General features: G+C 72.0%; 9 protein-coding genes. 2 read left to right on the top strand and 7 right to left on the bottom strand.

What is annotated here, in order from left to right; genetic code table 11:
* Nucleotides 1-18: 18 nt before the first annotated feature.
* The 3 genes from ACW9TB_RS33815 to ACW9TB_RS33805 form a co-directional block, all read right to left on the bottom strand.
* Nucleotides 19-1,824, bottom strand: coding sequence for a glycoside hydrolase family 99 protein (locus tag ACW9TB_RS33815; protein WP_472752176.1), 1,806 nt, complete (start codon nucleotides 1,822-1,824; stop codon nucleotides 19-21).
* 374 nt (nucleotides 1,825-2,198) lie between these two features.
* Nucleotides 2,199-3,419: an ROK family transcriptional regulator gene (locus ACW9TB_RS33810; protein ID WP_472752175.1), complete on the bottom strand. Its 1,221-nt coding sequence runs from the start codon at nucleotides 3,417-3,419 to the stop codon at nucleotides 2,199-2,201.
* Nucleotides 3,420-3,970: 551 nt separating this feature from the next.
* Nucleotides 3,971-4,561 carry a TetR/AcrR family transcriptional regulator gene (locus ACW9TB_RS33805; RefSeq protein WP_472752174.1) on the bottom strand — a complete coding sequence of 197 codons (591 nt, stop codon included), beginning with the start codon at nucleotides 4,559-4,561 and terminating at the stop codon, nucleotides 3,971-3,973.
* A 116-nt stretch (nucleotides 4,562-4,677) separates the two neighbouring features.
* On the opposite strand from ACW9TB_RS33805, the gene ACW9TB_RS33800 reads away from it, so the two are divergent.
* Nucleotides 4,678-5,637 (top strand): NmrA/HSCARG family protein, encoded by a 960-nt coding sequence (locus ACW9TB_RS33800; protein WP_472752173.1) that lies wholly within the window; start codon nucleotides 4,678-4,680, stop codon nucleotides 5,635-5,637.
* Between the two features lie 10 nt (nucleotides 5,638-5,647).
* Here ACW9TB_RS33800 and pdxR read toward each other — a convergent pair whose 3' ends face one another.
* The 3 genes from pdxR to ACW9TB_RS33785 form a co-directional block, all read right to left on the bottom strand.
* The gene (gene pdxR, locus ACW9TB_RS33795; protein ID WP_472752172.1) at nucleotides 5,648-7,069 is read right to left on the bottom strand and encodes a MocR-like pyridoxine biosynthesis transcription factor PdxR; all 1,422 of its coding nucleotides are present in this window, start codon (nucleotides 7,067-7,069) and stop codon (nucleotides 5,648-5,650) included.
* A gap of 165 nt (nucleotides 7,070-7,234) precedes the next feature.
* A complete protein-coding gene (locus ACW9TB_RS33790; RefSeq protein WP_472752171.1) occupies nucleotides 7,235-8,083 on the bottom strand; it encodes an EamA family transporter in 849 nt (282 codons plus the stop codon).
* Nucleotides 8,084-8,088: 5 nt separating this feature from the next.
* Nucleotides 8,089-8,277, bottom strand: coding sequence for a hypothetical protein (locus tag ACW9TB_RS33785; RefSeq protein WP_472752170.1), 189 nt, complete (start codon nucleotides 8,275-8,277; stop codon nucleotides 8,089-8,091).
* A 631-nt stretch (nucleotides 8,278-8,908) separates the two neighbouring features.
* Between ACW9TB_RS33785 and ACW9TB_RS33780 the strand changes: the two genes are divergently transcribed.
* The gene (locus ACW9TB_RS33780; RefSeq protein WP_472752169.1) at nucleotides 8,909-11,032 is read left to right on the top strand and encodes an alpha-L-fucosidase; all 2,124 of its coding nucleotides are present in this window, start codon (nucleotides 8,909-8,911) and stop codon (nucleotides 11,030-11,032) included.
* A gap of 407 nt (nucleotides 11,033-11,439) precedes the next feature.
* On the opposite strand, the gene ACW9TB_RS33775 is transcribed toward ACW9TB_RS33780, so the two are convergent.
* The gene (locus tag ACW9TB_RS33775; protein ID WP_472752168.1) at nucleotides 11,440-14,421 is read right to left on the bottom strand and encodes a coiled-coil domain-containing protein; all 2,982 of its coding nucleotides are present in this window, start codon (nucleotides 14,419-14,421) and stop codon (nucleotides 11,440-11,442) included.
* Between the last annotated feature and the right edge of the window lie 139 nt (nucleotides 14,422-14,560).

Raw genomic sequence — 14,560 nt, 5'->3', positions numbered from 1 at the left:
CCCGGCCGAGGTCGGGAATCAGGAGTTGGTGATGGTGAGATCGTCGATGTAGGCGGTGAAGGCACCGGCCGTGCCGCTGCGGTCGTAGCCGACGAGGATCTTGTCGATGGTCTTGCCGTTCAGCGCGGAGCCGAAGTCGCTCTGGATCCGCGACCACGAGCCGATCGTGCCCTTGGCCGTACCCGGGTGCATGTCGGCGCCGGTGGTCGTGACGGCGGCGCTGTCGCGGAGCGTGGTGCCGTCCGTCATCGCGAAGTCCACCGAGACGTTACGGCCGCCCGCGTCCTTCGGCAGGAAGGAGTACTGCAGTTTGGTCGCGGCGGTCACCGGGATGTTCACGTCGAACACCTGGTAGTAGACGTGCGAGGCGGCGGCGGAGGCGGCGGTGCCCCGGATGCGCAGGGCGGACGAACCGATCTGGTTGTCCTCGTTGGCCGCGACCGCGAGCGACTGCCCGGTGACGTTGGTGGTACCGCCGCCGCCCGGCGTGTTCGTCCACGTCGGCTGGGCGTCGGTCCCCTGCTCCACGCTGGTGCGGAAGAAGACCGGACCGGCGCTGAGCGGGATGGGCACCGCGGTCACCAGCGGGTCGAGGCCGGTGATCATGCGGGTGGCCCTGCCCGCCAGGCGCAGGTAGAAGTCCGACGACACGTACTTGCCGTCGGCGCTGTTGGTCAGGAAGTACTGGTTGGTCGGCACCTGCGAGGAGTCCTCGGCGCCCGGCGCGAGGGCCGTGCCCTCGTCGTACTCGTCGAACATCGCGATGAACGCCTGCGGCACCCCCGCCCGGCGCACGCTGGCGGCCTGCTCCCACATGAAGTCGCCGGACCGGCGCGGGATCATGTTGCGCGCGCCGCCGTTCCAGTTGGACCAGGCGAAGCCCGGGTAGATGACCGGCTGGTACGCCTGGCCGGTCGCGTTCAGCGCGTCACGGTCGCCGTTGAGCAGGCCGCTCGTGTCGCCGACGTATCCCACCATCCACGGCGAGATCATGTCGAACGCCCGGTACACCGAGGCGAACCCGGCCTTGCCGCCGCCCGTGCGCCACTCGCGCGGCACGCCGCCGATGACGTACAGGCCGCGGTCCTTGAACCAGCGCACGATGCGCTCGGCCTGGGCGGCCGTGCCGGGCCGGTCCTCGAAGCCGAAGCCCCAGATCTCGACCACGGGCTTGCCGTTCTCCCTGGCGTACGCCGGGGAGTCGGTGAGGTGGAGCTGACCTGTGATCACGTCGGTCCAGTCCCGGGTGAGGACCTGCTCCACGTTGGCGTCGGTCAGGCCGCTGACGTCGTACTCGACGTAGAACCCGCGGCCGTACTTCTCGGCGGCGTCCCTGGCCCTGGAGGTGATCGTGTTGCGGACCTGGGCGTTGGCCGAGCCGGGGGTGGAGACGTCGCTGCCGAAGCGCTGGATCGCGGCGCCGTCGATGCCGTGCTGGCTCATCCACTGGAAGTGCTGGTCGACCACGGCCGTCGGATAGGAGGAGAAGAGCGTCGCGGGCTGGCCGTTGCCGAGCGCCGCGTACCCGGTCTGGTACTTGGCCGAGGCGGGGTACTTGCTCATGTCCGGGTAGAGCTCGAAGGTCTGGTTGCCCGGGGACGGCTGTGTCCCGCGCGACCAGTGCCGCCAGTTGTTGAGCGGCGAGCCGTCGCCCTGGGCGTTGAACCAGCCCTGGTAGCCCGCGTAGACCTTGTTCTTCACGGTGGGGGGTGCGGCGGCGGCCTGCGCGCCGAGGGCCGGGGTCGTGGCCGACCAGCTCAGGGCGGTGGCGAGGAGGGAGACGGCCAGCGTCGCTCTCAGGAGGGGTTTGTACCGGTTGTTCACGATTGGCCTTTGATGGGGGGTGATGTAGGTTACGGATATGTAAATCCATTGGATTGACTATGTCAATCCGTGTTGAATCCGGTCACCGTCTCTGTAAAGTCCCGCGCTGTCGGCGGGCCCAGGTCACACGCCCCTGTGATGTCCTGTGTTGTCGGTGGGGACAGGTCACACAGTCTCTGTGAAGTCCCGTGTTGCCGGTGGGCGCGGTTCACGGGGCTTCTGTGGTGTCCCGCCCTGTCGGTGCGGCGCGGATCCACATGGCCTCTGTGAAGTCTCGTGCTGTCGGTGCGGCGCGGATCCACATGGCCTCTGTGAAGTCTCGTGCTGTCGGTGCGGCGCGGATTCACACGGTCTCTGTGAAGTCCCGCGCCGGGTTACACGGCGTCCGGGTGCGCCGTCCGCGTCCGGGAGCCCAGGCTGGGCGTGAACACCTCGTGGAACACGCTGGACGCGGCCCCCACCGCCGCCGCGGCCCGGTTGAGGCGCGACTGGGCGACCTTCACCTCGCGCAGGTGCCTGGCCATCGGGAACCCGTTGACGGCGGCGGCGATCTGCCGGTGGTAGATGTCGGCCACGGCGGGCAGGACGGCGGGACCGCCGATGATGAGCAGCTCGACGTCCAGCAGGTCGATGAGCCCGGCGGCACCCAGGCCGATCACGCGGGCCACCTCCTCGATCACCGTGACCGCCCGCAGGTCGCCGCGCGCCGCGGCCTCGCAGACCCACTCGTAGGCGCTGTCACCCGGCGGGACCACCATGCCCGCGGCACCGGCGCGATCCACCACCGCGGACGTCGGGGCGCACTCGGGGACGAGCTTGGGACCGCCCTCCGGGGTGAGCCAGCCGGTCGCGATCGCGCACAGCTGGCCGACCTCGCCCGCGTTGCCCGTACGTCCCCGGTAGACGTCGCCGTTGAGGAAGGCGCCGCTGCCGACACCGGCGCCCAGGTAGAGGTAGACGAAGTCGTCGGCGCGGTCGGCCGCGCCCAGCCAGCGCTCGCCGATCGCCGCCGCCGTGGAGTCCTTCTCGACGGTGACGGTGACGTCCAGCCGGGCGGCCAGCTCGGCCTTGAGCGCCACGTGCTTCCAGTCCCGGAACAGCGGCGGGTCGAGCAGCAGCCCGGCGTGGGGGTCGAGCGGGCCCGGCACGGCGACACCCACCCCCAGCAGGGCCTCGGAGGCGGGGCGCGCGGCCTTGGCCGACTCCAGCGCCAGGCGGGTCATCTGCGCCAGGCACCACTGCGGGTCGGGCTGTTCCGGCAGGGGCAGGTGCCGCTGGTCGAGCAGGTCGCCGCACAGGTCGACGGCCACCACAGTGATCATCTTCGGGTCGAGGTGCACGCCGATGGCCGAACCGGCGTCGGGACGCAGCCGCAGTGGCACCCTCGGCTTGCCCGCGCCCGCCGACTGGCGGGCGTCCTCGGTCAGCAGGCCCGAGGTCAGCAGGTTACGGGTGATCCGCGACACCGCCTGTGGCGTGAGGCCGGTGCGCTCGGCGATCTCCACCCTGCTCGTGGAGACGGCCTGCCGGATGCTCTCGATCACCAGCTTCTCGTTGTAGGAGCCGAGGGCGAGCTGGTTGAAGGCGCGAAGCACCGGGCGCGTCTCGGCCTGCGGCCGGAGCAGACCTTCCCCACTCTCACGCCGACGCTCGCGTGGGCTCTCATGTCGGCCCTCGCGTGGGCTTTCACGTCGGCCCTCGCGCGGGCTCTCGCGTCGGGCCTCGTTTTGGCTCTCGCGTCGGCCCTCGTGCCGGTTCGGCATCGGCTCGGCCTGGGGCGGGCGCCCGGCGCGCGAGCGGCGCTCGGGACCGGCTCCGGGGGGCTGCCGCGTACCCGGGCCGCTCACACCGGGAGCGGGGGTCCCGCCCGGCGTGCCACGGGTGAGGCGCCACCCCGCGTCGCGGGCGTGGGGCGGGCGTGACGGCGCGCTCCACGGTGAGGTGGACGGGCTCTCCGAATCCGCCGCCGTCCGCGCCGGCTCGCCCTCTCCGTCCGCTTCACGCATGCACTCATCCAACACCCTCCCCGTGTCAACGAAAAGCACTGCCTCCCCACGGGCCACCCGTACGTTTCCGGCGTGTCCCGGCCGGTGTGGCCGGGTGACGCGAATCCCGTGTCACACCGCCGATGGCTCCCGGCGGGTGCTCATCGGGGGCCTACCCCGGTCAGCGCGAGGGTGAGCAACCGGTCGGCCTGGGCCGCGCCGTCGGGCTCCCGTTCGGTGGCCAGGGAGATGGCGTTGACGAGCTTGAGCAGGTCCGCGATCGAGACATCCGGCCGTACGGCGTTCGCGTGGCGGGCGCGGGCCAGCAGGTCCGCCCCGGCATCGGTGATCATCGTGTGGCAGGTGGCGCCCAGCGTGGGGTCGCCGTCCCGGGCGCCGCGCATCAGCGAGGCGGCCAGGCCCCGGTTCGACACGGCGTGCCCGGCGACGGCCCGGAGCCAGGTCGTCAGCGCGAGCCAGGGGTCGGGGTCGGCGGCCAGCTCACCGGCGGTGGCGCACAGGACCTCGACCTTGTCCCGGAAGACGGCCTCCAGCAGTCGCTGCCGGGAGGGGAAGTGCCGGTGCAGGGTGGCCGAGCCGACGCCCGCGCGCCGGGCGATCTCCTCCAGGGACGCCTCGGCCCCCTGCTCGGCGACGGCCTCGGCGGCCGAGGCCAGGATGCGGTCGTAGTTGCGGCGCGCGTCCGCGCGCATCGGCCGCGCGGGTGACGTCGTACGGCTGCGCTGCGGCATGTGATCTCCAACGGGCTTGCAAAACCGGGGTGGCCCTCCATATCGTACTCAACCAGAACCGGAGGGCAACCCCACTTTGGGATGGTCTCCGCACGCCTACCGACTGGAGACACATCGTGAAGACCATCGTGGTGGTGGGGGCGACCGGCATGCAGGGCCGGCCGGTGACCGCGCGCCTGATCGCCGACGGCTGGCGGGTACGGGCGGTGACGCGCGATCCGGACGCCCCGGCGGCCAGGGGGCTGGCGCGGGCGGGCGCGCGGCTCGTCCGCGCCGAGATGGACGACGTCGCCTCACTCGTCGCCGCGGCCGAAGGCGCCCACGGCCTGTTCAGCGTGCAGCCCACCGTCGGCTCCCCGGGCACCCCGGCCGGGTTCTCCGCCGAGGACGAGGTCCGCTGGGGCCGCAACGTCGCCGACGCGGCACACGCCGCCGGGGTACGGCACCTGGTCTACGCCTCACTGGCCGGCGCGGGCCGCCACACCACCGAGAGGCTGCCGCAGAACACGGTGAACAAATGGCACATCGAACAGCACATCACCCGGCTGGGCCTGCCCGCGACCTTCCTGCGCCCGGTCTCCTTCATGGAGAACTACACCGGCGCCTACCACCTGCACGACGGCACCGTGGCCACCGCGTTCGCGCCCGACGTGCCGCAGCAGATCATGGCCGTCGACGACGTCGGCGCCTTCGCCGCCCTGGCCTTCGCCCAGCCGAGTCACTGGATCGGCCGGGCGGTGGACCTGGCCGGGGACGAACTGACCCCGCTCCAGATCGCCGCCGCCATCTCCGAGGCCGTCGGCCGTCCGCTGCCCTACGTCCAGATCCCGATCGAGGCGATCGCCCGGGTCGGCGAGGATTTCGCCTTCGCCTACACCTGGCTCAACGAACGCGGCTACCGCGCCGACGTCGCCCTCACCCGCTCGCTGCACCCCGGCCTGATGGACCTGCGCACCTGGCTGACACGGACCGGATCCGCCCGGATCGCCGACTTCCTGACCGCCCAGGACACCGCCGGGCGGGACCGGCCCGTCCCGGGTGGACCCCCGCGCGAGGCGGACGGTACGTCGCGGTGAGCCGCAGGCCCTAAAGCCGGTCCCGGGTCCCTCGCGTGCGGCGGACCGCCGCCGCCAGCGCCGCGACCCCTTCGACGATGCGGTCGTCGTTCAGGCTCGCGTAGCCGAGGATGAGGCCCTGGCGCCCCGGTGCCGTCAACCGGTAGGGGCCGACACCGGCGACGCGGACGCCGTGGGCGGCGGCCTCCGTGACCACGTCGTCCTCCCGGAGGCCGTCCGGCAGCCAGACGACGACGTGCAGGCCGGCCGCGATCCCGGTGGGTTCGAAGTCGGGCAGGAGCTCGGCCAGCCGGGTGAGGAGGAGGTCGCGGCGGCGCCGGTAAAGGGGGCGCATGCGGCGCAGGTGACGGTCGAACTCACCGCGCAGGAGGAAGTCGGCGAAGGCGAGCTGTTCGATGGCGGGTGAACCGCGGTCGGCCAGCAGCTTGGCCTGGGCGACCGCGTCGGCCAGGTGCGGAGGGAGCACGAGCCAGCCGAGACGGAGGCCGGGGGCGAGGGTCTTGCTGACCGAACCGGCGTACATGACCACGTCGGGGGCGAGGCCCTGCATGGCGCCGATCGGGGCGCGGTCGTAGCGGTACTCGGCGTCGTAGTCGTCCTCCAGGATGAGCGCGCCCCGGGCGCGGGCCCACTGGACCGCTCGCACGCGGGTCTGGGCGGGCAGGACGCCGCCGAGCGGCCACTGGTGGGAGGGAGTGAGGACGACCAGGTCGGCGTCGCCGCGTTCGAGGTCGTCCGGGTCGATGCCGTCGTCGGAGACCGGCAGGGGGAGGAGCCCGAGCTTGTGGGCGTACGCGTGCTGCCAGATGTCGTCGTTGGAGGAGGGGTCCTCCACGGCGACCCGGCGCGCGCCGCGCCGGGCCAGTACGTCGATGACCAGCGCGGTGGCCTGGGCGAACCCGCTGGTGATGACCACCTGTGAGGGATCGGCGCCGGTGCCGCGGGCACGGTTGAGGTAGTCGGCCAGGGCCGTGCGCAGCTCGGGCAGGCCGTACCCGTCGGTGTAGTCGAGCCGGTCGTGCGGCGCGCCGGTGACCACCCGCCGCAGGGAGCGCAGCCAGGCGGCGCGGGGGAAGCTCGCCGGGTCCGTACGGCCGTACCCGAAGTCGACGAGCGGGCCGGGGGACGGCGGCGGGCCGGGGGCGGGGGCGGTCCGCCCGGACAGGGAGGCCACGCGGGTGTAGGAGCCGGGCGTGCTGGACAGGTAGCCCTCGGCGGCGAGCTGGTCGTAGGCCTCGACCACGACGCCCCGCGACACTCCGAGCTCGGCGGCCAGGCGGCGGGAGGAGGGCAGCGAGGCGCCACGGCGAAGGCGGCCCGCGCGGATGGCGTCGCGCAGGGCCGCCTCGATCTGCCGGTGCAGCGGGGCGCCCACGGCCTTGTCGAGGCCCACGAGCAGGTCGTGTACCAGGCTTGAGTTCACCGTGCTCACCGTCGCAGGGTAACGGCCGACGGCGCCCGGTCACCTTGTACGCCCATCCGGGTCCGCTCGTCCGGCGCGCTCATCCGGGTCTGCTTGTTTGGCGCGCTCATTCGGGCCCGCTTGTCCGGCGCGCTCGTCTGGGCCCGCTTGTCCGGGCCCGCTCGTACGGCGTGCTCATCCGGCGGCGAACGCGCCGACCGCGACGGCGCACAGCAGGAGCCCCGCCGCGTGGGCCAGGTTGGTGCGCTCGCGCAGGACGACGGCGGCCAGCGCGACGGTGAAGGCCGGATACAGCGAGGTGATGACGGCGGAGATCGCGAGGGTGCCCTGGTTGGTGGCGAGGAAGTACAGGAGCGTGGCGCAGACTCCCATGACTCCCGGCCAGAGCGCGGTCCACGTCGGCCTCCAGGAGAGTGTGGTGTGGCCCCCGTCGCGCTCGCCCGCCAGCGCGAACACCGCCAGCGCCACCGCCAGGACGGCGGCGCCCGCCACCTGGCTCGCCGCCACCGGCCACAGGCCCCCCTGGTCACCGGCCCGGTCGAGGCAGATGAACAGGGCGGCGAAGCCCAGCCCGGCGAGCATGCCGGGAACGACGCCGCCGGGGCCTCGCGCGCCCGACTGCGTGGAGACCAGCCAGATCCCGGGGATGGCCAGGCCCAGGCCGAGAACGGCGAGTGGGGTGAACGCGTGACCGAGCATCAGGTCCACGAGAACGGGCAGGCCCGCCGCGCCGACGGCGGAGAGCGGCCCGGCCACGTTCATCCGCCCCTGTGAAAGGCCCCGGTAGAGCGCCAGCGTGCCGATCGCGCCGCCGACTCCGGCGGCCATCCCCCACGCGATCGCGCCCGGGGTGGGGTGGACGCCCATGGCGAGGGCGGCGGCCAGGCCACCGGCCGCCGCGGCGCACTGCCCGACGAGCCCGACCAGCCCGTAGTGGGTTCGGCGGGAGAGCAGGCCGCCGAGGAAGTCGCTGGCGCCGTACAGGGCGGCGGCGGCGAGAGCGAGGAGGATCGCGGTTCGCACGCCGATCACCGGCCCGCGCGGCAGGTGAGACGAAAGGCGCTGGGGCTCGGCGCCGCGCCCACCGGCTCCAGCCCGAAAGATCCGAGAGGTCCGAGAGATCCAAGAGGGGAGGCGGTGCCTACCGGCACCCTGACGCCGTCACCGGCGACGTAGCCGTCCGGGGATGGGCTGATGTCCACGACGGTCTGTCCCATGATCCGTTCCTTTCGATCTCATCGACGTGCGCGAGTCCTATCCTCGGCGGCGAACGGACGTCTCGACAGAACCGATTCGAGGGTGGAATTCAGGTCCGATTCTCAGCCACCCAGGGCTTTCCGTCTGGCCCGCCCGGTCCGTGCCGGGGGTGTCTGGCCTTTCACCCAGGGCCGTGTCACGAGCCCCCGCGCCGTTACCGCGACAGAACGGGGCGCGCGATCTCCGCGCGTTCCGCGATGGCCGAGCCCCGGGCGGCGATCGCCACGAACATGTGACCGGGCGTTGGAGGACGCCGGGCGCGGCGGGATAAATCAGGACATGCCGGTCGGGCGGCCCGCGCTCTCGGGCATGCCGCGGAGGAGGCCGGGACCTGTTTAAGAAGAGCACTCATCGGACGTGAAGACATCCCATGTGTACCCAAAGCACGGTCACGGTCGATGCCCGGTCAGGGCCTGATCAGTCGAGGATAAGTGCTTACACGCCTCCCTAACAATCCCGGTTTTGCACTTGACAGGTCGGATGTTTCAGGAGATCAATCAATGCACCACACATTTCGTCCGGCTCACCGCGGCCTGTAGCGGCGTGCACGCGGCGGCGAGCCGGTCGAATCCAGCCACGAGAGAGGACTCCATGCGGTCAACCTCCGTACGGGCAGCACTGTCACTGCTCATCGCACTGGCGGCGACGGTCATCATGCCGCCGGCACCGGCCGCCGCCGGGCCGGGCGACAACTACGTCGCCGATGACGCGCTGACCTCATCGCGCACCCGCTGGTTCGACGAGGCGCGCTTCGGCATGTTCATCCACTTCGGCACGTACGCCATGTACAAGGGCCAGTACAACGCGTGCCGCGAGGTCGAGTGGATCAAACGGCAGTGCAACATCCCGTGGAACGAGTACGAGGCGAAGGCCGCCACCTTCAACCCCACCTCGTTCGACGCCAACGCCATCGTGCAGCTGGCCAAGCAGGCAGGCCAGAAGTACATCGTCATCACCGCGAAGCATCACGACGGATTCGCGATGTGGCCCACCGCCGTCAACCGCTGGAACATCCGCGACCATTCCGGCTTCTCCCGCGACCTCCTGCGCGAGCTCAAGACCGCCGCCACCGCCAACGGCATCAAGCTCGGCTTCTACTACTCGATCTGGGACTGGCACGACCCGGACTTCGTCGGCAACTTCCCGGCCTACGTCAACAAGATGAAGGCGCAGCTCCGGGAGCTGGTGACCGGCTACGACCCCGCGGTGCTGTGGTTCGACGGCGAATGGGCCGAGACCAACCCCACCAACCCGTGGTCGGCCCAGGACGGCGAGGACCTGGAGCGGTTCGTCCGCGGCATCTCGCCGCAGGTCGTCATCAACAACCGGGTGGGCAAGCGCCGCGCCGTCGACGGTGACTTCGGCACCCCCGAGCAGGCGCTCGCCGGTTCCCCGCCCTCGATCCAACTGCAGGAATCCTGCATCACGATCAACAACACCTGGGGGTACGCGGCCTGGGACACCAACTTCAAGTCACCGACCACGATGGTGCGCGACCTGGCGACCCTGACGAGCAACGGCGCCAACCTGCTGCTCAACATCGGCCCCACCGACACCGGGGCGGTCACCACCGGGCAGGCCGACGGCCTGCGCGGCATCGGGACGTGGATGGCCACCAACGGCGCGGCCATCACCGGCGCCGGTCACACGGGCCTGGTCAACCAGCCGTCCTGGGGCCGCGTCACGCGTAAGGGCAACAAGCTCTACCTGATCGTCAACAACTGGGCCGGCACCCTGCACCTCAGCCAGCGTTCGCCGTTCACGGTCACCGGCGCGCGGGTGCTCGGCAGCGCGTCACCCGTGACCGTACGGGCCGCCGGAGACGGCTACGACTTCCTGCCCAGCGGCGGTACCACCAACGCCATCGCCACCGTCATCGAGGCCGACATCACCACCACCGCGCCCACGGCGGCCGGAACCGGCACCGGGCTCAAGGCGGAGTTCTGGAACAACACCACCTTCACCGGCACACCGGCGGTCACCCGGACGGATCCGACGGTCAACTACGCCTGGCGTTTCGGCGGCTCCCCGGCGCCGTCGATCGGCGTCGACAACTTCTCCGGCCGCTGGACCGGATCGATCGAGCCTCGCTACTCCGAGCGCTACACCTTCACCACCGCCTCCGACGACACCGTGCGGCTGTGGATCGACGGGCAGCTCGTCATCGACAACAACACCCCGCACACGGCGGCCGTCGACCAGGGCAGCGTGACGCTCGTCGCGGGCCGCCGCTACGACATCCGCCTGGAGCACACCGACCGGGGCAGCGAGGCGTTCATGAAGCTCGCCTGGGCCAGCCCCAACACCCCGGCCCAGATCGTGCCGCAGTCGCAGCTGTATCCCACGGTGAGCGCGGGCCAGCGGTTCAACGACAGCGCGGCCACCTACAGCACCGGCTGGTCGACCAGCAGCGGCCGGGGCTACGGCGACTACAACGACGACGTGCGGTACACGACCACCAACGGCGCGTCGTTCACCTTCACCTTCAACGGCACCGGCGTCGACTACCTGTCGGAACGTAACTCCGACCAGGGCCTCGTGGACATCTACGTCGACAACGTCCTCCGGGCCACCGTCGACACCAGCAACAGCACCCGTCTGGCCCAGCAGGTCGTCTACAGCGTCCGCGGGCTGTCACAGGGGTCACACACCCTGCGCGGCGTCAAACGATCGGGCACCTACATGCTCGTCGACCGCTTCGACGTCATCCCGTAGGCGTACCCGGCCACGACATCGGGTCGCTTGTTAGATGGGAGAACCTCCGGGGGTGGTGGGGATGTCCGTCCTCACCCTCCGGAGGTTCTCACGTCCCGCGCCGACGCGCGCCCGACCGTCCACGGCAGGCCCTTAACCGTCGAACGCTTCACGGCAGGGGGACACGGCAGGCCCTTGGCCGTCGAACGCTTCACGGCAGGGGTGACATCGCCGGGACGACAACCCTCGACCACGGCGCGATCCCCGCCGCCGCCCACCCGCTCACCGACTCACCGCTCACCTGCCTACCGGCCCACCGGCTCATCGCTCACCAGCTCGCCGGTTCACCTGCCTACTAGCCCACCACTCACCGACTCACCACTCACCGACTCACCACTCACCGACTCACCACTTACCGGTTCACCCGCTCATCGGCTCACTGCGGAGGCCAGCGCGCGCACCCGTTCGGCGTGACGGTCGTGGCCGATGACGATCGGCGGCTCGTTGTACGGCATGGCGTCGGAGGAGCGGCGCAGCTTGACGTACTGCCCGCAGGCGTCGACGGCGTAGGGCTCCATGTCGTCCTGGAGCGCGCCGATCACCGTGATCCCGTACGTCTCGCCGATCCGGCGGAACAGCGCCACCGCCTCCCTGCGGTGCTCCTTGCCGAGGTTGCGGCCCAGCTCGTCGAGGACCAGGCACAGGTGTCCGCCGCCCGAGGAGGCGATCGCCGCCGCGCAGACCAGTTTCACCGCCTTCTCGTCCATCAGCGCGGTGTTGGCCCGCCGGTTGTACGGCACGAAGCCCTGCCCCTCGCCCCTGCGCCACTTGGGCGTCACCCGCCACGCCCAGCGCTGCTCGGGGTCGGCGGGCGCGGGCGGGACGGGGAACTCCAGCGTCGCGCCGTAACCGCCGTAGGAGGTGTCGAGCTTGTCGAACTCCTCGGCCACCCGGGTCAGCCGCGCCCTGATCGCGGCCGTCAGCGCGGCCCGGTGCACGGCGGTGGACCGGGCGGCCTCTTCGGCACCCCTGGCGGCGGCCGTCAGGTCGCGCTGCCGGGTGACGATCTGCGTCTCGATCTGGCGGCGCCGGTGTCGCTCGTACTCCTCCTGACTCCGCAGGTAGGACGCGAGCGCCGAGCACACGCCGGGGAACGTCGCCTGCTCGCGGGCGGTGCGCCCGGCGCCGGGCGCGGTCCGCTCCCTGACCAGGAAGCCCAGCTCCTCGGGCATCTCCTCGTCCTCGCCGGGGAAGGTGTCGCGCAGCGCCTCGTCCAGGCGGCGCTCCGCGGCCCGCCACCACTCCTCGGACGTCAGCGGGCGCTCCTGCTCGTCCAGGGCGCCCAGCCATTCGCGGGCTCCGCCGACGGTGCCGCCCCAGTCACCGGCCAGCGCGTCCAGCCCGAGCGCGTCACGGTCGGCGGCGATCCTCGCCGCCTGCTCCGCGGCCTGGTCGCGGTCGGACTCGTGCCGGGCCCTGCGACCCTCCAGACGCTCGATCTCCATGCTTCTCGTACGGGCGCGGAAGTCCAGGGCGCTCGCCCGGCGCTCGGCCTCGTCGACCTTCGGCGCGATCCCGGCCAGCGCCTCGGACAGCCCGGTGAGCGCGCCCCGCCGCTCGGCCAGCCGCCGCTCGATGTCGGCCAGCTGCACGGACGCCTTCGCCCCCTCAAGCCTCCGGCCCGCCTCGGCCACGGCGTCCTCGGCGGCCCGTACGACCGCAGCCGCGCCCTCCTGCGCGTCGCGCGCCCGGTGCAGGCGCTGCTCGGCCGCCTTGATGCGGGCCTCCCTGCCGGTGACCGCGACCTCGAACGACCCCACGACGGTGACGCCCGCCGCGCTGACCAGCACCGATCCGGGCAACGCGCCCAGCGCCCGCGCCGCGGCCTCCAGGTCGGCCGCGTCGACGATCACCGCGTGCTCATGCGGCCACCCGCGAGACCCCAGCGCGGGTGGCGCCTGACCGCCTCGACGCGGTACGGCCTCGTCGTCGCGTGCCTGCTCGGCGACGTCGATCGCGTCGAGCAGGCCGGTCGCCCCGACACCCGCCTCGGCGAGCGCGTCGAGCTGGGCCGCCGCCGGGCCGCCCTCGGCGTCGTCCAGCGCGGCCTTCGCCCCCTCGGCCTCCCGGTCGGCCACGCCCAGCGCCTTCAACGCCTCGTTCAGCCGCGTCCTGGCCTCGGCCAGCTCGGCGCCCGCCGCCGTCACGTCGCGCCCGTCGGCCAGGCGGCGCTGCTCCTCAAGACCGGGGATCCAGCCGCGCAGCTCGTCGACCGAGTTCTCCGCCACCGCCCGGTCGGCGTCCAGCTTCGCCGCGCGTGCCTGCAGGGCGGTCAGCTCCCTGCGGGCCTCGGCCAGCCCGCGCTCAAGCGTGTCGTCTTTGAGCGTGGCGATCTCGGCCCTGACCTGGGCGATCGCCTCCGTGGCACGCGCGCCCGCCGCGTGGACCCGCTCCAGCTCGACCGCCATCGCCTCGTCCCGCTGCCCGGCGTCGGCCAGCCTGCGCGCCAGCCGCCCCCGCCAGCAGCGCAGCGCGTCGGCCAGCCGGACGCGGGCCCGGTCACGCCTGTCGAAGGTCTCCAGGAGCGTACGGGACTCGTCCTCGAACTCCCTGAGCAGCTCCACGGCCCTGCTCGCCCGCACCCGCCTGGCGTGCTCGTCGCGACGGGCCTCCCGCTCCTGGTCGAGCTCGGAGTCCAGGCCGGTCAGCGCGGCGATCGCCTCGAAGACCCGCTCGGGAGAGATCTCGTTGAGCGGCTGGGAGAGCAGATTGGTGGCGACCTTGCTCCGTACCGAGGTCGACAGGAACGACACGCACCTGACGCGGTCGCCGTACAGGAACCTGGTCAGGTCGCGCGCCACCACGTCGCGGCGTCCCGCCGAGCGGGGCAGTGCCGCCCACAGCTCGTCGGCCCGCGCCACCCGCTCCGCCTCCGAGGGCGCCGCCGCCAGGTGCACCCCCTGGATCCACCGGATCTCCAGGTGCGGGGCCTCCTGGTTGACCCGCAGCCACACGGTCACCGCGTCGTCCGGGGAACCGGTGCTCACGGAGCCGGTCTCCGGAGAGCCGTCGTCCATGGGGCCGGTATTCGTGGGACTGTCTTTCACGGGGCCGGTGTCTGCGGGGGCGGGATGTACGGAGCCGGTGTGTGGGGAGCTGGAGTGTACGGAACCGGCCGGTGCGAAGACGCCGATGATGTAGCCGTGGTCGGCGCTGGCCCACGTCCGGCCGCCGCCGCCCGCCGCGAGCTCGGCGTTGAACAGCAGCTCCGAGACGGACTTCGCGCCCGAGGCGAAACGCCACTGCTCGTCCCCGAGCAATGCGGTGATCATCGCGATGAACGACGACTTGCCCGCGCCGTTGGAGTCCTTCGGCCCCGCGCCCGCGACCACGATCAGCGTGCCCGGCACGGTCGGCACCGGATGGGTCGAGAGCCGCGAGATGTTGACCGGCTGCACGGGCGCTCGCCGTTCCGCGACCAAAAGTGATCTCGTGGCCCGGAGAAAGTTCGACGACGACCGGTCCGGCGCCAGAGCCCTCGGCTTGCAA

This window comes from Streptosporangium sp. H13245 (assembly GCF_055690525.1).
This window is presented reverse-complemented; position numbering and strand designations above follow the sequence as displayed.

Excerpts from the sequence above, each read along its gene's own strand:
- ACW9TB_RS33805 (WP_472752174.1), bottom strand. The coding sequence starts at position 4,561 with ATGCCGCAGCGCAGCCGTACGACGTCACCCGCGCGGCCGATGCGCGCG.
- ACW9TB_RS33785 (WP_472752170.1), bottom strand. The coding sequence starts at position 8,277 with ATGGGACAGACCGTCGTGGACATCAGCCCATCCCCGGACGGCTACGTC.
- ACW9TB_RS33780 (WP_472752169.1), top strand. The coding sequence starts at position 8,909 with ATGCGGTCAACCTCCGTACGGGCAGCACTGTCACTGCTCATCGCACTG.